Raw genomic sequence first — 20,926 nt, 5'->3', positions numbered from 1 at the left:
TGTACCGCGTAGTGTCCGACAGCGAAGTCTTCAAGAAGTCCGATTGCTCATCATTGGCCGCTGCCCGCGGCATTCGTTGGTCTCTCCCTCTTCAATTCTTTGTCCGTTGCCGTCAACAGGCACGACCATTCATTCGTTTTAAGGAAGTATTTGTGGATACCGGTACCGTCAAGTGGTTCAACGAAACCAAGGGTTTTGGCTTCATCACGCCCGACAAGGGCGGCGATGACCTGTTCGCCCATTTCTCTGAAATTCGCGGCACGGGCTTCAAGACCCTGGCCGAAGGCCAGAAGGTCAGCTTCGAAGTGAAGCGCGGCCCGAAGGGTCTGCAAGCGTCGAACATCACGCCGCAGTAAGCCGCATCGGCAGCGGCCGCCTGCAGGGGGCCGGTGCAGCAGGGATGCTTCGCGCGGCACCTGCCGCCATGGCGGACACCGTCGATTCACGACGGCAATCGCCTCCCTTTCAAGCGTCCTGCCTCATGGACGCACACGTATCGCCGGCGAAAGAGACGGCACGTCCCGACCTTTGCGACGCGCCCGTCGTCAGGCGCTCCATTCATCGCGCGCTCGCACGACGCGCAACGCAACACCCCGCGAAGCGTCAGTCGCATCGCATCGAGACAATCGAAGCAACTCAAGCACGCAGAGGCCATGCCGAAGCCGGCGCGGCCTTGATCCTGGCGGCACCCATGGCACCGCCTTCCTGATCGCACCAAGTAGCGACGCGTCGGGCTCCGATCATGAGCCGGATTTACCGCGCGTTTGCATGAACGCATACGCTCGACATCGAGCCCCCCTTGCTAGGGGAACAGCGCTCGACGGACCGTTGCTGCTGCGGTCAATTACCTTGTCTGGAGGAATTGGTTTGGCAAAAGAAGAACTGCTGGAACTGGACGGAATCGTCGACGAAGTGCTGCCGGACAGCAAGTACCGCGTCACGCTGGAAAATGGCGTGGTGGTCGGCGCATATGCGTCGGGCCGCATGCGCAAGAACCATATCCGCATTCTCGCGGGCGACCGCGTGACGCTGGAATTGTCGGTCTACGACCTGACGAAGGGGCGCATCAATTTCCGGCACAAGGATGACCGCTCGCCGGCCCGGCCGCCCCGCAGCGGGCAGCCGCGCCGCTGATCGGCCGCAGCCGGACGGATGCGGCGGGGAGGCCCGCCGCGTCGCGACGTCGTCACGGTCAAATCCGTGACGGCAAATCGACTGATCTTTACGCGAGTGCCGGCCGAACAGTACACTCGTCGTCACTCCGCGACCGACACGCTTTGCAACACTTTCAACGATCGGCCACGCAGCCCGGCGAATCCAGCTGTCCCTCGAACGACGGAAGGAGGCGCCATGAGTGCAGACGCAGCGGCCGCATCAACATCAGTCCAGTCGCCGATCCAGCATGTATTCGTGCTGATGCTGGAGAACCGGTCGTTCGACCATCTGTTTGCGTTGTCGGGCATAGCCGGCATCGTTGCCGCCACACCCGCGAACACCAATACCTACTCCGGCAACGTCTATCCGTTCGGCGGCGGCGCACCCGCGCAGATGCCCACCGATCCCGGTCATGAGTTCACGGACGTCGTCGTACAGCTGTGCGGCACGGGCGTCGAATTCCGGAAGGGCGAGCCGTATCCGCCGATCGACAATTCCGGCTTCGCGTCGAACTACGCGACGTCGCATTCCGAAGGCACGCCGCCGCAGCCGGCCGATGCGGGCAAGATCATGCAGGCGGTCGATACCCGCACCCAGACTCCATCGCTGTACCAGCTGGCCACGTCCTTCGTGCTGTGCGACGCGTGGCACGCATCGATGCCGGGGCCGACCTGGCCGAACCGCTTTTTCCTGCACGGTGCGTCGTCGGCCGGGCTCGATCATTCGCCGACCAAGGAGGAAATGGGCGGCTGGGAAACCGTCGGCGGCTTCCCGTACCCGAAAGGCTCGATCTTCGATGCGCTGGGCGACGGCAGATACCGGCTCTACCAGGATCAGTCGGGATCACCGTTCGGACACGTGCCGCAGGTGGCGTCGCTGAAGGGCATCAGCTTCTTCGACATCGACGACCTCGCGCATTTCGAGGCCGATCTCGCGGCGGGCTATACCGCGCGCTATACGTTCATCGAGCCCGGTTACGGCGACATCGTGCACGGCACCTACCAGAACGGCAGCTCGCAACATCCGATGGACGGCCTCGCCGGCGGCGACCAGCTCGCCGCGCGCGTGTATGACGCGATCCGCAATTCGCCGGTGTGGAACAGCAGCCTGCTCGTGATCTGCTACGACGAGCACGGCGGCTTCTACGATTCGGTCAGGCCGGGCGCTGCGCCGCCGCCGAACGATGGCGCGGCGGCGACGCTGAACGCGAGCGGCTTCGGGTTCGACGTGTACGGCGTGCGGGTGCCGGCGATCGTGATTTCGCCGTGGGTCGCGCGCGGCCACGTCGACCACACCGTGTACGACCACAGTTCGGTGCCCGCGACCGTCGAGCGCCTGTTCGGTCTTCAACCGCTGACCGACCGCGACCGTCTCGCGAACGACCTGCTGCCGCTGATCACGTCGACCTGCCGCGCGGATTGCCCGCCGAGGATCGGATCATGACCCGCGAAGCCGCCCGTCAGAACCCGAGCGACAACGAACCGCTGCGCGACGGCACGAGCCTGATCGCGTACCTGCACATCCTGAAGAAAGCGCATGCGGCGCTGGTCGGCCATGACAAGGCCCATCAGCGCTTCAGCGAGATCGTGACGCGCGGGCAGGCGCGGCAATACATCGAGGAACTGATGCCGCAATTGAAGCAGGAGCGCGACGTGCACCGGCGACGGCGCGGCTGATCGGCCCGGCGGCCGGACGCGACCGACGGTGCGCTGCGGCGGCATCGGGATGACGACCTTGCAATATGCAATCCGATGCCGCCATCGCCCCGCTCAAATCGATCAGCAGGACGAAAAGAACGCGCGATCCGACGCGCGACGTTCAAAATCTGCCACCCGCGCGGCGGCCTGCCGGATCGCCACCGCGGTCCGGCGGCGTATTGTTCTGATCGATCTTCGCGAGCACGAGACCGTGAGTGGAGGGCAGGGTGCCCGGCATGCGAGACGCCGTGTGCGCGATTCCGGCCTGCGCCGCGGCGCGTGGGGAACTGTATGACGTTGCGCCCGGTTGAGCGAGCGCCGAAACGGAAACGGCCGCCAGGGCGGCGGCGATCGCGTGCGTGTTCATGGCAACTCCTTTCGCGACGAAACTGCGTAACGACGCATTCAGTCTAGGGCGCGAAACTTAACGTCACGCCCTTGCGTGATGACGCAAGGCCCCGCTCCAAAAGCGTCCCGTTTCAGCCATTCCTAAGTCGAAACCCGAAGCACGTTGCGAGAAAGGAAACGATTCTGCGCGCGGCTCACACGACACGCGCGCACACGTACTACTCCCGATTGCCGTACGCGCATTTTTGCGCCGTAACGTGCCGTGGTCAGATGTTTGTGTACGCAACCTAATTCAGGGTTTGCCGCACTGGCGAAAACGGGAATGTGCTCGAGATGCCGGCGCGCTCGTTGCATGCATCCGGCGCACGCCGGCCTTACCGTATCCGCGCAACCCTTGCGGGGCGAGGCTGTGCCGCGAGCATGGCAATGCAGCGCACGAATCGCGCCAGTAAAAATTACGCACACGCAACGCACGTGCCCGCCCGCCGGCGCATGACTTCCTTGCTGCAACGCAATGCCGACGCGAGGTCGGCGATGGTATGCTGGTCGCCATGGAGTTGTACGGCAGGTTGCTTGTATGGCGAAACTCGCGTTCGCATATTCCAACGAGACATCCAGCCCTCTCGCCCGCGTCACGGCCCAGACACGCGCACCGCTCGCGCGATTCGTCCTGCGCGCCGTGTTCGCGGCAACCTGCCGCCCGATCATCCTCCCCATCTCGCGGGCTCGCCCCGCCTCCCCCATCCTCGCCCAATAATCTGGAGACAATCTCATGGACCGAAACGCCACGGACGAAGCAATGCATGGCGCGAAAATCGCTCCGCCGGCTTTCGTCAAACATCGCAAGCTGATCGACTGGGTGTCGCGCATCGCAGAGCTCACCGAACCCGAACGTGTCGTGTGGTGCGACGGCTCGCAAGCCGAGTACGACGCGCTGTGCCAGGCGATGGTCGACCAGGGCACGCTCAAGCGCCTGAACCCGGCGAAGCGCCCGAACTCGTATCTCGCGCAATCCGATCCGTCCGACGTCGCGCGCGTCGAGGATCGCACGTTCATCTGCGCGGCATCGCGCGACGACGTCGGCCCGACCAACAACTGGGTCCCGCCCGCCGAAATGCGCGAGACGCTCAACGGCCTGTTCCGCGGCTCGATGCGCGGCCGCACGCTGTACGTCGTGCCGTTCTCGATGGGCCCGCTCGGCTCGCCGATCGCGCACGTGGGCGTCGAGCTGTCCGACAGCCCGTATGTCGTCGTGAACATGCGGATCATGACGCGCATGGGCCGCGAGGTGTACGACGTGCTGGGCGAGGACGGCGATTTCGTGCCGTGCGTGCACAGCGTCGGTCATCCGCTCGAAGCCGGCCAGCAGGACGTTCCGTGGCCGTGCAACCCGGTCAAGTACATCGTTCACTTTCCCGAGACGCGCGAGATCTGGAGCTTCGGCTCGGGCTACGGCGGCAACGCGCTGCTCGGCAAGAAGTGTTTCGCGCTGCGTATCGCATCGACGATGGGGCGCGACCAGGGCTGGCTCGCCGAACACATGCTGATCCTCGGCGTGACGTCGCCGGCCGGCAGGAAGTATCACGTCGCGGCCGCATTCCCGTCCGCGTGCGGCAAGACGAACTTCGCGATGCTGATTCCGCCGCAGGGCTTCGATGGCTGGAAGGTCACGACGATCGGCGACGACATCGCGTGGCTGAAGCCGGGCCGCGACGGCCGGCTGTATGCGATCAACCCGGAAGCCGGCTTCTTCGGCGTCGCACCGGGCACGGGCGTGAAGACCAACCCGAACGCAATCTCGACGCTCACCGAAAACGTGATCTTCACGAACGTCGCGCTGACGGAAGACGGCGACGTGTGGTGGGAAGGGCTGACCGACACGCCGCCCGCGAAGCTGACCGACTGGCAGGGCAACCCGTGGACGCCGGAGATCGGCAAGGAGACGGGCCGCAAGGCGGCGCATCCGAATTCGCGCTTCACGGCGCCGGCCGCGCAGTGCCCGTCGATCGACGGCGACTGGGAGAACCCGGCCGGCGTGCCGATCGACGCGTTCATCTTCGGCGGCCGCCGTTCGACGACCGTGCCGCTCGTGACCGAGGCGCGCGACTGGGTCGAAGGCGTGTACATGGCCGCGACGATGGGCTCGGAGACGACCGCCGCGGCGGTCGGCCAGCAGGGCATCGTGCGCCGCGATCCGTTCGCGATGCTGCCGTTCTGTGGTTACAACGTCAGCGATTATTTCGCGCACTGGCTGGCGCTGGGCGAACGGCTCGCCGCGAGCGGCGCGAAGCTGCCGAAGATCTACTGCGTGAACTGGTTCCGCAAGGACGCGAACGGCAAGTTCGTGTGGCCGGGCTTCGGCGAGAACATGCGCGTGCTGAAGTGGATGCTCGACCGTCTCGAAGGCACGGGTGGCGGCGGCGAGCATGCGTTCGGCGTGTCGCCGGCGTATGAGGACCTGCACTGGGACGGCCTCGATTTCACGCGCGAGCAGTTCGACGCGGTGACGTCGATGAACGCCGACGAATGGCGCGAGGAGCTGAAGCTGCATGCGGCGCTGTTCGACATGCTGAAGCTGCGCCTGCCGGCCGCGCTGCTCGATACGATGAAGCGGATCGAACAGCGCATCGGCGCGTAACGCACAGCGCATCGCGCGTCGCGCCGGCTCGTCCGGCGCAATCGCGGACAAGGTCCCGCGTCGGCCACCGGTGCCGACGCGGGATTTTTTTGCGCGCGCGGTCAGCGCACGCGCGTCAGCCGAGGTCGAGCGCGTTCGTGAGATCGCCCGGCGGCGTCGCGCCGCGCGCGGCGAATGCCTGGTTGCGCGCGACCACGCCGTCGAGCGGCGCGAGCCCGTGCACGCGGCTGATGAAGCGCAGGATCGAGTTCGTGTCGTACAGCGTGTGATCGACGAAACCCTTCTTCGCGAACGGCGAGATCACGAGCGCCGGAATCCGTGAACCGGGGCCCCAGCGGTCGCCCACCGGCGGCGCGACGTGATCCCACCAGCCGCCGTTCTCGTCGTGCGTCATCACGATCACGGTGTGGTCCCATTGCGGCCCGCGCCGGATATGGTCGATCACGGTCGCGATGTGACGGTCGCCCGATTCGATGTCCGCGTAGCCCGCGTGCATGTTCAGGTTGCCCTGCGGCTTGTAGAACGTGACGGCCGGCAGGCGGCCCGCGTCGATGTCGGCGATGAAGCGGTTGGTCGACGGCTCGTCGCCGAGCCCGGCGTCGCGCAGGTGCTTGCTGCGCGCGTCGGTGCCGGGTGCGTAGTTCGCGAAATAGTTGAACGGCTGGTGGTGGTACTGGAAATCGGGCACGGTGCCCGTGTCGCGATGCTCGAGCGCATACTGCCACGCGCCGCTGTACCACGCCCAGTCGATGTTCTTTTCCGACAGGCGGTCGCCGATCGTCGCATGACCCTGCGGCGGCATCACGCGATGGTCGGCCGGGTCTGCATACGCGGCATTGCCCGGGTCCGGCGGCGGCACGTAGCTCGGCTGGTACGGCGGCGCCATCGTGTTCACGCCGTAGCCGTCCGGCGTCAGCGGGCCGTCGCCTGCGAACTTCGGCGGGCCGTCGAGCGCGGACGCGGGCGAATCGTCGGCGAGCTTCAGGCGCGTGCCGGCCGGATCGTCGCCTTCGACCTTCGACAGCAGTTTCGCCGCATGCGGATGCTTGTGCGCGTCCGGATACAGCGGCGGCTGCGCGGAGATCAGGAACATGTGGTTCATCCACGAACCGCCGAAGGCCGCCATGAAGAAGTTGTCGCACAGCGTGTATTGCCGCGCGAGGCTCCACAGCCGCAGCGTGTCGGCCGAATTGCGGTAATGCCCCATGACGAGGCCGCCCGAATCGGCCCACGCGGCGAACTGGTCGTTGCGTCCGCCGGCGATCTGCATCTGGTTCTGGTAGAAGCGGTGCCACAGGTCGCGCGTGATCACGCCATTCGGCAGCGGCTTGCCCTGCGCGTCGCGGATCAGGAACGGCGCGTTCGGCAGCTTGTCGATGTCGCGCTCGGCGATCGCGTAGCGCTTGCCGTCCACTTCCTGCGCCTGCGGCACGAGCCCGCCCCAGATCTTCGGCAGCACGGGCAGCGGCGTCTTGCCGTCGCGATCGAGCTGCTGCGCGTGCTCGGGCCGCACCTCGCTCAGCGGATGGCTCACGCCCGGGAAATCGCCGTACAGGTTCGCGAAGCTGCGGTTTTCCGCATAGATCACGACGATGTGGCGCACGCGCTGGCGCAACGCTTCGTCGAGCCGGAGATCGGCGGCCGAGCGCGGCGGCGAGGTTTCGCAGCCGGTCAGCGCAACGCCGGCGACGCTCGCGCCGAGCGCGGCAAGGCCGCCGAGCACGCGGCGGCGGTCGGGATCGGCGGGAAGGTCGTCGGGGCGATCGGGGGTGTCGTTCACGTCGTGGGTTCCTCGAATGGGCGGATGGATGTTGTCATTCGATGCACGGCTGCGCGCCGGAACCGCCGCGGCGCGCCGCATTGTCATAAAAATGTCACGAACGCGACTATAACGCGACGAGGGTCGGAGTTGAAAGGTCAGGTCCGACGAATCGCGCCGCGGCGCCCGCGTTCGCGTGACCCGCGACCGCGAACTAGACTGGATTTACGAGCTGCATGCAATTGCGGACCGGCATCGCCGGCCGCGCGGACGAAACCGCGGCATGCGGCGCGACAGAGTCGGTCAAGGGCGCGCGATCGCCGGCCGGTGCAGGGTCGCGCGAACGCGCAAGCGCCCATTCATTTGACGAAACGAGGCGACGATGAACCACTCGAACTCCACTCCCGGACAGTCGGCGATGCGGCACGACCAGCGGCCGCCCGCGCATACCGACGACAGCTATCACGCGCCGAAGCGGCTCAAGACCGCGACCCGTTGCACCACGTGCGGCGCATCCTACGACGACGGCCGCTGGACGTGGCACGACGCGCCCGTCGACGCAAAGGCGCAGCAGTGCCCGGCCTGCAAGCGCACCGAGGACCATGCGCCGGCCGGCGAACTGATCCTGAGCGGCGCGTACCTGAACCCTCGCCGCGCGGACATTCTCGCGCTCCTCAATCATCAGGCGGATGACGAAACCCGCCAGCATCCGCTCGAGCGGATCATGGAAATCGACGACGGCGATGCGTCGCTGACGGTCCGCACCACCGGCGTGCACCTGCTGCGGCGCCTGGGCAAGGCGATGCTGCGCGCCCACCACGGCAAGCTGACGCTGCATTACCCGGACGGCGAAGGCATGCTGCGGGCCGAATGGATCCGCGCGGACGCGTAGGAGAAACGACACGCCGCGCACGCGCGGCCGGCCCGATGCCATGGACAGGAAATTCGACTATCCCGGCCTGCTGATCGCGATCGGATTCTTCATCCTGTTCGCCGCGCAGTTGCTGATGCTGCACCCGTCGTCGGCGTCGATCGCGTACAGCGACTTCCACCGGCTCGTCGCCGCGCGGCTCGTCGACGATCTCGAAATCGGCCAGGCGTCGATCTCGGGCACGCTGAAGATGCCGCAGGCCGGCGCGATGCTGCCGGCGTCCGAAGCCTCGGCCGTGCAGCAGGCCGGTGCGCCGTGGCGGTTCACGACCAACCGCGTGAGCGACGAACGCCTGACCGACACGCTGACCGAGGCCGGCATCCGCTATCACGGCGCGCCCGACACGAGCTGGATCGCATCGCTTGCCTCGTGGCTGCTGCCGCTCGTGCTTCGTGTTCATCTGGAACATGATGCTGCGCAAGCGCGGCGGGCTGCAGGATTTCAGCGGCATGGGCAAGAGCCAGGCGCGCGTGTACGTGCAGCAGGAAACCGGCATCACGTTCGACGACATCGCGGGCATCGACGAGGCGAAGGCCGAACTGCAGCAGCTCGTCGCGTTCCTGCGCAACCCCGAACGCTACCAGCGGCTCGGCGGCAAGATCCCGAAGGGCGTGCTGATCGTCGGCGCGCCGGGCACCGGCAAGACGCTGCTCGCGCGCGCGGTGGCCGGCGAGGCGGCCGTGCCGTTCTTCTCGATCAGCGGCTCGGCATTCGTCGAGATGTTCGTCGGCGTCGGCGCGGCGCGCGTGCGCGACCTGTTCGAGCAGGCGCAGCAGAAGGCGCCGTGCATCGTGTTCGTCGACGAGCTCGATGCGCTCGGCAAGGTGCGCGGCGTCGGCCTGATGTCGGGCAACGACGAGCGCGAGCAGACGCTCAACCAGCTGCTCGTCGAGATGGACGGCTTCCAGGCCAATTCCGGCGTGATCATCATGGCCGCGACCAACCGGCCGGAGATCCTCGATCCCGCGTTGCTGCGGCCGGGCCGCTTCGATCGCCACATCGCGATCGACCGGCCCGACCTGAACGGCCGCAGGCAGATCCTCGGCGTGCACGTGAAGCGCGTGAAGCTCGCGGCCGACGTCGATCTCGGCGAGCTTGCATCGCGCACGCCGGGCTTCGTCGGCGCGGATCTCGCGAACGTCGTCAACGAGGCCGCGCTGCATGCGGCCGAACTCGGCAAGCCGGCGATCGGGATGGCCGACTTCGACGAGGCGATCGATCGCGCGATGACGGGCATGGAGCGCAAGAGCCGCGTGATGAACGAGCAGGAGAAGCTGACCATCGCGTATCACGAGGCCGGGCATGCGCTCGTCGCGCAAAGCCGCGCGCATTGCGATCCGGTGAAGAAGGTGTCGATCATCCCGCGCGGCGTCGCGGCGCTCGGCTACACGCAGCAGGTGCCGACCGAGGATCGCTACGTGCTGCGCAAGAGCGAGCTGCTCGACCGGCTCGACGCGCTGCTCGGCGGGCGCGTCGCCGAGGAGCTCGTGTTCGGCGACGTGTCGACGGGCGCGCAGAACGATCTCGAACGCGCGACCGCGATGGCGCGGCACATGGTCATGCAGTACGGGATGAGCGAGAAGATCGGGCTCGCGACGTTCGACGACGGCGACGCGCGCCAGGGCATGCCCGGCGCATGGCATGCGGGCGACGGGCGCTGCAGCGAGCACACCGCGCGGATGATCGACGACGAGGTGCGCGCGCTGCTCGCCGACGCGCACGCGCGGGTCGCGGCGACGCTCGGCGAGCATCGCGACGCGCTCGAGCGGATCGCGCGGCGCCTGCTGCAATCCGAGGTGCTCGAGCGCGAAGCGCTGCAGGCGCTGATCGCACCGCCCGACGCCACGCCGCCGCGCACGGCGCCCGGCGCCGAAGCGGAACCGGGCGCCGCGAACGGCCCCGGTGACGCGACCGCCGACGTGCACGATTTCATGACGTACGGCGCGCCGCATAAACCCGATCATTGACCGTCGGCGCGCCGGTCCGACGCCGGAATGCGCCGATCGCCCGTCAGGGCGCTCGTCGGCATCCGGCGCGAGCGGCGCGCCGATCCTTACGATTTCGACGGAGTCGCCATGAGCGAAGAGCGTGTGTCGGTCGACGTCGCGCAACGCGAACGCTTCCATTTCGAGGTCCGGTTTACCGGCACGGACCTGCCCGTGATGCTGACCGACGAGCCGCCGCCGCTCGGCGAAGGCCGCGGGCCGAACCCGATCCGCCTGCTGGCCGCGGCGGTCGCGACCTGCCTCGCGGCGAGCCTGCTGTTCGCGCTGGAAAAGCAGCATGTCGATCCGCAGCCGATCGCCGCACACATCGATGTCGACATGGTGCAGAACGAAACCGGGCGCGTGCGGGTCGGCTCGATGGCGGTGCAGTTGACGATCGGCAGGACGTGGGCCGACCTCGCGGCGGCGACACGCGTGCTCGATCAGTTCGATGCGTATTGCGTGCTGACGGAGAGCCTGCGCGAAGGCATTCCGGTGTCGGTCGACCTGTGCGATGTGAGCGGCGCGGCGCTCGCGGACGTGCAGACGAGCCTGTAACGTCGGACATGCCGCACGGCATGCGGTCGCATCACGGCTGGGCCGCGGCCGCGACTTCCGCCGCTTCGGCGAGCGCGTCGAGAAAGCGCGTGCGCCACCAGTGCACGTCGGTCTTGCGGACGATCGCCATCAGCGCCGCATGACGCTGGCGGCGCTCTTCGAGCGGCATCGCGAGCGCGCGCTGGATCGCCTGCGCGGTGCCTTGCGTGTCGTACGGATTGACCAGCAGCGCCGACTTCAGCTGCTCGGCCGCGCCGGCAAAACGCGACAGCACGAGCACGCCCGGATCGGCCGCGTCCTGCGCGGCGAGAAATTCCTTCGCGACGAGGTTCATCCCGTCGCGCAGCGGCGTGACGAGCGCGACGCGGCTCGCGCGATAGAGGCCCGGCAAGCGCTTGCGCGCGACGGTGCGGTGAATGTAGCGCATCGGCATCCACTCGAGTTCGCCGTAGTCGCCGTTGATCGCGCCGCACAGGCTGTCCATCTCGCGCCGCAGGTCGTCGTACGCGCCGAGATCCTCGCGACTCGGCGCGGCGATCTGGATCAGCGTCGCGCGGTTGCGGTTCTCCGGATATTGCTCGAGCAGCTGGCGGAACGCGTGCACGCGCTGCGGCAGCCCCTTCGTGTAGTCGAGCCGGTCGACGCCGACCAGGAGCTGACGGCGCGAATACTCGTCGCGCATCCGTTCGAACATGTCGAGCCCGTCGCGATCGCGCGCGAGCGATTCGAACTCGTCGACGTTGATGCCGATCGGGAATGCGCCGGCCGACAGCGTGCGGCCGAACGCGCGCAGGCGGCCGTCGGGCAGCCGCGCGGCGCCGGCTTCCGCTTCGACGTAGTGCTCGAAGTGGAGCAGATCCGACTCGGTCTGGAAGCCGACGAGATCGTAGGCGAACAGCGAGCGCATCAGCCATTCGTGTTCCGGGATCGCGGCCATGATCGGCGGGGGCGGCATCGGGATGTGCAGGAAGAAACCGATCGGATTCGTACAGCCCATCGCGCGCAGCTCGGCGGCGAGCGGAATCAGCTGGTAGTCGTGGACCCACACGACGTCGTCGGCGCGCAGCAGCGGGTGGAGCTTGCGCGCAAAGAACTGGTTCACGCGCCGGTAGCCGTCGGCGAAGCGACGGTCGAACTGCGCGAGATCGAGCCGGTAGTGAAACACCGGCCACAGCACGTTGTTCGAATAACCGAGGTAGTACGCGTCGTAATCCTGCGGGTCGAGATCGATCGTCGCGAGCTGGATGCCGCCGACGTTCTGGATCTGCACGTCGTCGCCGCGCGGGTTGGTCGTCGCCGCCGCGCAGCCTCCCGCTCCAGCCGAACCACACGCCGCCGGATTCCTGCAGGCTGTCTTTCACGGCGACGGCGAGCCCGCCGGCCGCGGCTTTACGGGGATCTGCAATGCGATTGGATACGACGACGAGTCGGCTCACCAGCTCTCCTGACGAATGATGGGGAACATGCCTGTGCGGCCACGGCGCGCGACAACCGCCGCCATCGGCTCGATGCGCGCGATGGGGCCGCGTCGGCCGGGCTGGTGTCGAGGGATGCGACTCGTCGCCCGGCCGGAGGTGCTTTTTTTAGGATACTCGGCATTCATCGGTTTTAAAAGTCTGCATGTACGCCGGTGCGGCGCGCGGCGTCAGCACGGATGCGCATCCGTCTGCCCGAACGCGCCGCCGGGGAACACCGACGGGAACGTCGGATCGGGGCGGAAGATCCTGATGCTTTTCAGGCGTTCGCGCCACGCCGCGAAGAACAGCGCGTCGATTTGCGCGAGCGAGCAGCGCCGATCGACGTTGACCGTTTTCGAGATCGCCGCGTCGACGCAGGGCTGCAGCGCGGCGAGCATCGACACGTGATCGGCCGGCGCGATGTCCGCCGCCTTCACGAAATAGTCGGGCAGCGGCGCGTGCTCGCCATGCAGCTGACGAAACAGCCGGTACGCGTGATTCTCCGCACGAATCGCATGCAGGTGGTTGTCGCCGGTGCGCACTTCGCGGCGCTCGACCCAGTCGATCGCGGGCTCGATGCCGTTCGAGCAGTTGTCGCAGAACGCGAGACTCACGCTGCCGGCCGGCGCGAACGACAGCAGATGACTGTTGCGCAGCCCGTGACGCGCGATCGTCTCGCGCACGGTGACCGGCAGCGGCGCGCGATGCGCGGCGCCGTCGAGATAGTCGGCGGCGTCGTAGGCGGGAAACGCGCCGCGCTCGGCGGCCAGCGCGGCCGATGCGGCAAACGCGTGCTCGCGCATCGTCAGCGCGATCTCGCGCGCGACCATGCGCGCGGCGCCGCAGTCGTAGCGCAGGCGCAGCATCGTCAGCGCATCGGCGAGCCCCGTCACGCCGACGCCGATGCGCCGTTTCTCATGCGCTTCGCGCGCATGCGCGGCGAGCGGCCACACGGTCAGGTCGATCGCGTTGTCGAGCAATCGCACCTGCACGCGCACCGCGTCGGCGAACGCCACGAAATCGAATTGCGGCTCGCCGCCGATGCCGAACGGATGGTGCACGAACCGCGACAGGTCGATCGGCCCGAGCACGCAGCTGCCGTACGCGGGCAAAGGCTGCTCGCTGCATGGGTCCGTCGCATCGATGCGCTCGCGCGCGCGCAGCGAATCGGCCGCGTCGATCGTGTCGAGAAACAGCAGCCGCGGCTCGGAGCTGTCGCGCGCTTCGTTGACGATCACATGCCACAGCGCACGCGCGGGCACCGTCGCGTAGGTCCAGCTGCCGTCCGGCAGCGCGGTCTGCGTGCAGTCGGGCGAGCAGGGCGGCACGCGGTGCCGCAACGTCCACGGCAGGTTGCCGGCGACCGCTTCCATGAACGCGTCCGTGATGCCGACCGACAGGTTGAAGGTCGGCCAGCGCCGCCGGCCATGCTTTGCTTCGACGAATTCGACGATGTCGGGATGATCGCAGCGCAGGACGCCCATCTGCGCGCCGCGGCGCGGGCCCGCGTAAGGCAGCGCGCGGCACACGATGTCGAAGCGGTCGATCGCCGCGCAGACGTCCGGCGTATCGGCGCCGCGCCGCTCATAGGCCGTGGCCGGCGGCAGCGGGGAAAAATCGTAGCCGATCCCGCCGCCCATCAGCAGCGTGAGCCGCGCGTCGTCGAGCGCCTGCGCGAGCGCCGCATGCACGGCGGCGAGCGAGGCGACGCCGGGCATCGCGACCGGATGCACGAAGCAGTTGACCATCGTCCCTTCCGCGCCGGTGCCCGCGTTGGCCATGATGCGGCCGGCGCCGATCGCGCCGCGCTGCATGTTGCGATAGAACAGCTGCTCGACGCGCGCGCGCGACGCCATCGGCTCGGCGAGCGCGAGCGCATGCGCGACCCGCCGGAAAATCGCCGCGCGCGTCGTCTCGCCGGCGCGCGCATAGCGATCGGCGAGCACGGCGGCGGATAGCGGTTGTTCGTCCATGGCGGCGCTTTCGTTCCGGCAATGAGGACACTTTATGAAGCGCGCGGAGATTGATTTTGATCAAACGCAATTCGTCCACGGTAGGACGAATGCATGCAGCGCGACATGAACGGCGAAAGGGCGCGTGACAGTCCATGCGCAAGGGGTTTGCGAAACGCGAGGCTTCTACGCAGGCGCGTTTACGTGTACGCCGTGCGCAAAGATTCTCCTTGCGACACGTCGTTCGTCCGACGTAACGGGCACGCCGGCGGACGCGGCCGCGATCTCGCCCATGATGTCCGTCACGCGCGCGACGGCCTGCGTGACGTCCGACATCGTCTTGCCGGCTTCGCCGGCGAGCGTCGAGCCGTCGCGAATCGTCTGTACCGACGCGGTGATCAGTTCCTTGATTTCCTTTGCCGCGCTTGACGAGCGTTGCGCGAGACTGCGCACCTCGCTCGCCACGACCGCGAAGCCGCGGCCCTGTTCGCCCGCCCGCGCGGCTTCGACGGCCGCATTCAGCGCGAGGATGTTGGTCTGGAACGCGATGCCTTCGATGATGCCCGTGATGTCGGCGATCTTCGACGAGCCGTCTGTCGATCAGCCGCCCGTTCGTCGTACGCAGCGCGTCTCGTCGTTGCCGCTGACGTGGATGCGGCTGCCGAGATCGCCGTTCGCGACCGTGCGCGCGACGTCGACCGCCGTGACGTCAGAACGTGGTGCGCAACCCGGCCATCACGCTGCGGCCGCCTTCCGGCGCGAAACCGCGCACGACCGAGGTCGAATAGCGGATTTCCTGGTTCGTCAGGTTGTCGCCGCGCAGGTACGCGAGCCAGTGCGTCGCACCGACGCGGAACTTGTAGGTCAGCATCACGCCGAGCGACGTGTAGCCGTCCGTCGAAAAGTCGTTGTCGGGCACGCGATGCTGCGACCACGCATGCGTAACCTGCGCGCGTGCGCCGAACGGGCCGTAGCCGTAGTCGGCCGCGAGCGTCGCGCGCAGCGGCGCGATGCGCGGCAGCGGCTGGCCCGTGTCGACGTTGCGTGCGTGCGTGTAGTCGGCCGTCAGCTCCAGGTCGACCGTATGGCCGCGCCGCGCGAACGCGCGCCACTTGCCGTCCAGCTCGATGCCGTAGAACTCGGCGCGCACGCCACGGTAGATCGCCTCGGACAGCGCGCCGTCCGTGCCCGGCGCGACCGGGTCGCCGTCGCTGTCGACGATGCGGCCCGTGTTGTACTCGGTCAGGTAGTTCGAGAAGCGGTTGTAGAACACGCCGACGCTGCCGCGATTCGGGCCGCTCGCGTAGCGCAGCGACAGGTCGGTCGACACGGCCTTTTCCTTCGACGCGTTCGGGTTGCCGATCAGGAACTGGCCGGTCGCATCGTGCGGGCCGTTCGAATACAGCTCGTAGAAGGTCGGCGCGCGTTCGGTGTACGCGACGTTGGCCGCCACCGACCATACGGGCGTCAGCGAGAACAGCGCGCCGGCCGACAGGCTGCCGGCATTGAATTCGCGCGGCTGCGCTGCCGCGAACTTCTCGACGCCGGCCGGATCGGGCTGCAGCTTGACGTGCTCGTAGCGGCCGCCGACGCTCAGCTTCAGCGCGTCCGACACCTTCCATTCCTCGAGCCCGAACAGCGCGACGCTCGTCGTGCGCGTGCTCGGCACGAGCGTTTCGTCGCCGAGCGCGGAGAAGCGGTTCTGGCCGAACTGCACGCCGATCGCGCCTTCGAACGGGCCGATCCTGCGATGCCGCGCCTCGATGCGCGCCTCGTAGCCGCGGTTGCGGAAGGTGGTGGCCGTCTCGCCGTTGTCGACTTCCTTGTGGCGATAGTCGGTGTACGCGAAGTCGAACTTCAGCTTCGTGAACGGGCCGCTCAGGTTGCGTATCTCGGAGGCGAGCGCGAGCCGTTCCTGGCGCATCCGCAGGCGCACGTCGTCCTCGGCGACGGAGCCGTAGTTCGACTCGTAGCCGCTGTACGACAGGCCCGCGAAACCGTCGGCCCACGTGTACGACGCGCCGACCGCGCCGCCATGCACGCGGCCGTCGCTGTTCGGCACGTTGCCGTAGGGCTGCGGCCGGTCCGGACCGTCGAGCGCGCGCTGTGCGTCGCTGCGCGCGTAGCCGGGAATCCGCAGCTTGCTCGTTTCGCGGTCGAACGCATCGACATGGAATGCGAAGCGGCCGTTGCCGCCTTCGACCTGCGCGGCGCCCGCGCGCACCGAATTGGCGCCGCCGTAGCGCGCGTCGAGCGCGCCCGTCACGCCTTCGATCGCCTCGCGCGGAATCCGGTTGTCGATCGTGTTGACGACGCCGCCGACCGCGTTGCCGCCGTACAGCAGCGCGGCCGGCCCGCGCACGATCTCGACGCGCTCGATCGACAGCGGATCCTGCGGCACCGCGTGGTCGTAAGACAGCGACGACGCGTCGTACGCCGCGACGCCGTTCTGCAGCAGCCGGATCCGGTCGCCGTCCATCCCGCGGATGATCGGGCGGCCGACCATCGGCCCGTAGGTGGTGGTCGACACGCCGGGCAACCCGTTCAGCGTCTCGCCGAGCGAATCGGCCTGGCGGCGCGTCAGCGCGTCGCCGGACAGTTGCGCGGTCGGCGAGATCAGGTCGGTGTCGCCGAGCGGGTTCGCGGTCACGAAGATCGGCGCGAGCGGGCGATCGCCGGACTGGCCGGGCGCTGCGGGCCGCGTATCGGCCTGGCCGTGGGCCAAGCCGGCGAGCAGCATCAGGGAAAGCGGGGAGAGCGGGCGAAGCGGTAGACGAGGGAGGTCGCGCATGGTCGATGTGTGTCGGATTGAGGCAAGCGGAAGTCGGTGCGCGCACATCGGATACGATATATTATTGCATCTACTGCGCGCAATGACCCGCCGAAGCGAGATGCGACGGCGCCTGCCCGGTCGGTCAGGCAGCCCGGCAGGCGTCACGCAGGCGAAATGATATGTTATATCATTTCGGATTGACAACCCGACTCTGCGGCGCAGGGCAGACATACTGCTGGTCGAGCCAGCCGACGCCATTGGCTTCCGATCGCGGGACGCAAGGTCACGGCCATGCGCGCTCCTTTCAAGTCGAGGCAAGACACGGTTCGCCGCCGCCCGGCTAGTCGCGCTCGGGCGCGCCCAACGGGAAGAAGCGCCGATACGGCCGCGCCTCGTCGACGACGCGGGCGGGACAGCAGCCGCGCCCGGTATGCGGCGAGCGCGGCATGACGCTCCGCAATCGGATGAACCCAGTCCGCATAGAACAGCGCCGGCGCGGCGGCGCAATCCGCAATCGTGAAGCGGCCGCACGCGGCCCATTCCTTCGCCCGCAGACGCGCGTCCAGCCATGCGTAGCTGCGATCGAGCAGCGCATGCGCGTCGGCAACGCCGCGCGGGTCCCGCTCGTCTTCCGCGCGCAACGCGTCGCCGACGATTCGCTGCATCGGCGCGTTGACGTAATCGTCGAACACGTCGGCCATCATCCGCGCGTCCAGCGCCTCGCGCGGGTCCGCCGGCACCATCGGCCCGCCGTTGCCATGAAACAGGTCGAGATACTCGATCACGGCGTTGCTCTGCGTGATCGCCGTGTCCCCGTCGACCAGCGCCGGAAATTGCCCAGTGGGCGAGAGCGCCGCCATGCGCGCCTGGTTGTCCGGATGATCGGGATCGACGATCCGGAACGTGAAGGCCACCTCGCGCTCGTAGAGCGCGATCAGCGGTTTCCAGACGAACGACGCGAACGGGTGCCCGTAAAGTTCGACCGTCATAGCATGGCTCCCGATGATCGAAGGACGTTCTCGATTGCGTCGTACATGAGTGCGCTCCCTTGGCGGCGATCGGCGGTGCCGTCCTTGCCGTCCAGGAACACGATCTGCTCGGTGTACGAGACGCGCGTCCCGTCTCCTTGAGGTTCGAGCTCGAGACTCGACAACGTGACCGAATGAAAGCGCCCCGAGTGATGGAGATCGTAGCTGTAGACGAGGCGCCGGGCCGGCTCGATCAGGTGATAGCGGGCCTCGAACAGCGTCTCCATGCCGCTTTCGTCGAAGCGGCCTTCCAGCACCTCGGCGCCGCCCACCCGAAAATCCATCGAGCGGCGCAGCAGCGTCCAGCGCTCGGCCGGGCCGGTGAACCACTGGGCCTTGAGGTCCGGATCGGACCACGCGGCGAACACCCGGTCGGGCCGGGCCGCCCACACGCGGCTCAGCGTAAACGTGCCGTGGAAAAACGGGGTTTCCGTCATCATTCGTCTCCTTTGCGTTCGTCGTTTTCAAGCAGTTTGCCAAGGCGGTCGAAGCGGCTCTCCCAGAGGAGGCGACGCTCGCTCAGCCAGTTTTCCACGCGCTGGACCGCCTCGCTGGAGATCCGGCATTCGCGCACGCGCCCGCGCTTTTCCGTCACGACGAGCCCGCTCGCCTCGAGCACCTGCACGTGCTGATGGATCGCGGCGAGGGACGTGCCGTAAGGCTCGGCCAGTTCGCTCACCGACGCCGGCCCGCGCGACAGGCGCTCGAGCATCCCCCGGCGCGTCGCATCCGCGAGCGCGTGGAAGGCCTTGTCAAGTTGTTGTTCCGAATACTCAATCATTTGCTTAAGTTATGGTGGGCTCCCGAAAAAGTCAAGTCATCGCTTAAGTATCGTTGCGCGACCGGGTGCCGCGTCCGCGCCGCGCCTTTCCGCCTCGTTGACACACGTCAACCGTCCCCGATTCCGCGTGCGGATACTGGTTCGCTCATTGATCCATCAGGAGCGACGCATGACTCAAACCATGAAAGCGGCCGTGGTGCACGCGTTCGGCGAACCGTTGCGCATCGAGGAAGTGCCGATCCCGACGCCGGGCCCTGGCCAGATCCTCGTCAACATCAAGGCGTCGGGCGTCTGCCATACCGATCTGCACGCAGCCGACGGCGACTGGCCCGTGAAGCCGTCGTTGCCGTTCATTCCCGGACACGAAGGCGTGGGCGTCGTCGCGGCGGTCGGGGCGGGCGTCACGCACGTGCGCGAGGGCGACCGCGTCGGCGTGCCCTGGCTCTATACGGCGTGCGGACATTGCGAACACTGCTATTCGGGCTGGGAGACGCTCTGCCACGAACAGCAGAACACCGGCTATTCGGTCAACGGCAGCTATGCGGAATACGTGCTGGCCGATCCCGACTACGTCGGCCATCTGCCGGCGCAGGTCGCGTTCGACGAGATCGCGCCGATCCTGTGCGCGGGCGTGACCGTCTACAAGGGCATTCGCGTCACCGACACGCGCCCGGGCCAGTGGCTCGCGATTTCAGGCATCGGCGGGCTCGGCCATGTGGCCGTGCAATACGCGCGCGCGATGGGCCTGCACGTCGCGGCGATCGACATCTCGCCCGACAAGCTCGCACTCGCGAAGCAGCTTGGCGCGGAGCTGACCGTCGATGCGTCGAGCGCCGATCCGGCCGCGGTGCTTCAGAAGGAGATCGGCGGCGCGCACGGCGTGCTGGTCACGGCCGTGTCGCGCAGTGCGTTCGCGCAGGCGCTCGGGATGGTGCGGCGCGGCGGCACGGTGGCGCTCAACGGTTTGCCGCCGGGCGATTTCCCGTTGCCGATCTTCTCGACCGTGCTGAACGGCATCACCGTGCGCGGGTCGATCGTCGGCACGCGGCGCGATCTGCATGAGTCGCTCGATTTCGCGGCGGACGGGCTGGTGCGCGCGCATATCCATCGCGACCGGCTCGGCAACATCAACGACATATTCGCGCGGCTGCGCGACGGGAAAGTCGACGGTCGCATCGTCCTCACCGACATGCACTGACGCCCGCGCCCGCCCGGGGCGACCACCACGGGCGGGCGGTCCGTCACGCCATCCGGCTGATGGTCAGGCGGAACCGCTTCAGCGACAGCAGGAACAGCACGCCGCCGATCGCGGCCGCGCGCAACTGGTGCTCGGCAGCGATCACGTCCGGACGGTTTTCGAGCAGCGCGAACGGCAGCCCGGGCGCGAGCGCCGGCATCACGGCCTCGTCGTCGAGCGTGGGCGGCGTAGCGGGCAGATCGGGCGACGCGCCGACCAGCATCATCAGCGCGTCCGCGGCGCTCGCGCGCGCCTGGCCCAGCTGCGCGCCGAGCGATTCGGCCTGCTGCAGCAGGATTTCCGATTGCGTCAGGTCCAGCCGCGAGATCGCGCCTTCGTCATGGCGCCGCCGGAAAATCCGCAGCGACTCGCGCCGGCTGTCGATCGTCGCGCGCGTCAGCGCAATGGTCAGTGCGACCGCAACGCGCGCGGCCCGTGCGAGGGCTGTGCGCGCCCGGGCAGGCGGCGGGTCGGAAAGCGCAACGTGGCGCATGGGATTCCTCGTTATCGGTTGGCAACCGTGCGTGACGTTGCCATTGCTGGGGCGCCCGGCGAGGGCCGGGCCGCGCATCACCGATGCGCTCGCCCGTTCGCCGGAACGCGTCCAGTTACAGCCGATGATTGCAG

At 67.7% G+C, this 20,926-nt stretch carries 14 protein-coding genes and 5 pseudogenes; 9 read left to right on the top strand and 10 right to left on the bottom strand.

Annotation, left to right across the window (positions count from 1 at the left end):
- The first annotated feature begins 152 nt into the window (after window positions 1-152).
- The 4 genes from WT26_RS27790 to WT26_RS27775 all read left to right on the top strand — a co-directional run bounded on the left by WT26_RS27790 (window position 153) and on the right by WT26_RS27775 (window position 2,831).
- Window positions 153-356: a cold-shock protein gene (locus WT26_RS27790; RefSeq protein ID WP_069274425.1), complete on the top strand. Its 204-nt coding sequence runs from the start codon at window positions 153-155 to the stop codon at window positions 354-356.
- Window positions 357-867: 511 nt separating this feature from the next.
- Complete coding sequence (gene infA / locus WT26_RS27785) at window positions 868-1,134, top strand: translation initiation factor IF-1 (protein WP_010089473.1); 267 nt, start codon at window positions 868-870, stop codon at window positions 1,132-1,134.
- A 216-nt stretch (window positions 1,135-1,350) separates the two neighbouring features.
- The gene (locus WT26_RS27780) at window positions 1,351-2,598 is read left to right on the top strand and encodes an alkaline phosphatase family protein (RefSeq protein WP_069274424.1); all 1,248 of its coding nucleotides are present in this window, start codon (window positions 1,351-1,353) and stop codon (window positions 2,596-2,598) included.
- Window positions 2,595-2,831, top strand: a complete 237-nt coding sequence (locus tag WT26_RS27775; RefSeq protein WP_069274423.1) for a hypothetical protein — start codon at window positions 2,595-2,597, stop codon at window positions 2,829-2,831. The genes WT26_RS27780 and WT26_RS27775 overlap by 4 nt, the downstream gene beginning before the upstream one ends.
- Window positions 2,832-2,973: 142 nt before the next feature.
- Here WT26_RS27775 and WT26_RS36525 read toward each other — a convergent pair whose 3' ends face one another.
- Complete coding sequence (locus WT26_RS36525) at window positions 2,974-3,219, bottom strand: hypothetical protein (protein WP_080426120.1); 246 nt, start codon at window positions 3,217-3,219, stop codon at window positions 2,974-2,976.
- Window positions 3,220-3,972: 753 nt separating this feature from the next.
- On the opposite strand from WT26_RS36525, the gene WT26_RS27770 reads away from it, so the two are divergent.
- Window positions 3,973-5,838, top strand: coding sequence for a phosphoenolpyruvate carboxykinase (GTP) (locus WT26_RS27770; RefSeq protein WP_069274422.1), 1,866 nt, complete (start codon window positions 3,973-3,975; stop codon window positions 5,836-5,838).
- Window positions 5,839-5,953: 115 nt separating this feature from the next.
- Here WT26_RS27770 and WT26_RS27765 read toward each other — a convergent pair whose 3' ends face one another.
- Window positions 5,954-7,618, bottom strand: a complete 1,665-nt coding sequence (locus WT26_RS27765) for an acid phosphatase (protein WP_069274421.1) — start codon at window positions 7,616-7,618, stop codon at window positions 5,954-5,956.
- Between the two features lie 361 nt (window positions 7,619-7,979).
- On the opposite strand from WT26_RS27765, the gene WT26_RS27760 reads away from it, so the two are divergent.
- From WT26_RS27760 to WT26_RS27750, 3 genes and pseudogenes are all read left to right on the top strand, one after another.
- Window positions 7,980-8,489 carry a BCAM0308 family protein gene (locus WT26_RS27760; RefSeq protein WP_059537841.1) on the top strand — a complete coding sequence of 170 codons (510 nt, stop codon included), beginning with the start codon at window positions 7,980-7,982 and terminating at the stop codon, window positions 8,487-8,489.
- A gap of 40 nt (window positions 8,490-8,529) precedes the next feature.
- Window positions 8,530-10,495, top strand: a pseudogene (gene ftsH / locus WT26_RS27755) (ATP-dependent zinc metalloprotease FtsH).
- A gap of 108 nt (window positions 10,496-10,603) precedes the next feature.
- Window positions 10,604-11,071, top strand: coding sequence for an OsmC family protein (locus WT26_RS27750; protein ID WP_069275164.1), 468 nt, complete (start codon window positions 10,604-10,606; stop codon window positions 11,069-11,071).
- Window positions 11,072-11,102: 31 nt separating this feature from the next.
- Here the strand turns inward: WT26_RS27750 and otsA are convergent.
- The 7 genes and pseudogenes from otsA to WT26_RS27715 form a co-directional block, all read right to left on the bottom strand.
- A pseudogene (otsA, locus tag WT26_RS27745) lies at window positions 11,103-12,507 on the bottom strand (alpha,alpha-trehalose-phosphate synthase (UDP-forming)).
- 209 nt (window positions 12,508-12,716) lie between these two features.
- The gene (locus WT26_RS27740; RefSeq protein WP_069274420.1) at window positions 12,717-14,501 is read right to left on the bottom strand and encodes an adenosylcobalamin-dependent ribonucleoside-diphosphate reductase; all 1,785 of its coding nucleotides are present in this window, start codon (window positions 14,499-14,501) and stop codon (window positions 12,717-12,719) included.
- Between the two features lie 165 nt (window positions 14,502-14,666).
- A pseudogene (locus WT26_RS36515) lies at window positions 14,667-15,068 on the bottom strand (methyl-accepting chemotaxis protein); the annotation flags it as partial.
- Between the two features lie 121 nt (window positions 15,069-15,189).
- A complete protein-coding gene (locus WT26_RS27730) occupies window positions 15,190-17,220 on the bottom strand; it encodes a TonB-dependent receptor (protein WP_069274418.1) in 2,031 nt (676 codons plus the stop codon).
- 373 nt (window positions 17,221-17,593) lie between these two features.
- Window positions 17,594-18,242, bottom strand: a pseudogene (locus WT26_RS27725) (glutathione S-transferase family protein).
- Complete coding sequence (locus WT26_RS27720) at window positions 18,239-18,721, bottom strand: SRPBCC family protein (protein ID WP_231130480.1); 483 nt, start codon at window positions 18,719-18,721, stop codon at window positions 18,239-18,241. The pseudogene WT26_RS27725 and the gene WT26_RS27720 overlap by 4 nt, the downstream one beginning before the upstream one ends.
- Entirely contained in the window at window positions 18,718-18,993 is a 276-nt protein-coding gene (locus WT26_RS27715) for a helix-turn-helix domain-containing protein (RefSeq protein WP_010096197.1), read from the bottom strand. The genes WT26_RS27720 and WT26_RS27715 overlap by 4 nt, the downstream gene beginning before the upstream one ends.
- A gap of 238 nt (window positions 18,994-19,231) precedes the next feature.
- Here WT26_RS27715 and adhP point away from each other — a divergent pair, with 238 nt between their 5' ends.
- Window positions 19,232-20,260 carry an alcohol dehydrogenase AdhP gene (adhP, locus tag WT26_RS27710; RefSeq protein ID WP_069274417.1) on the top strand — a complete coding sequence of 343 codons (1,029 nt, stop codon included), beginning with the start codon at window positions 19,232-19,234 and terminating at the stop codon, window positions 20,258-20,260.
- A 115-nt stretch (window positions 20,261-20,375) separates the two neighbouring features.
- Here the strand turns inward: adhP and WT26_RS27705 are convergent.
- Window positions 20,376-20,705, bottom strand: a pseudogene (locus WT26_RS27705) (TolC family protein); the annotation flags it as partial.
- Between the last annotated feature and the right edge of the window lie 221 nt (window positions 20,706-20,926).

It is taken from the genome of Burkholderia cepacia, from assembly GCF_001718835.1.
GTDB lineage: Bacteria > Pseudomonadota > Gammaproteobacteria > Burkholderiales > Burkholderiaceae > Burkholderia > Burkholderia cepacia_F.
Note: the sequence above shows the minus strand (reverse complement) of the source record. Positions and strands in the feature narration are given on the sequence as shown.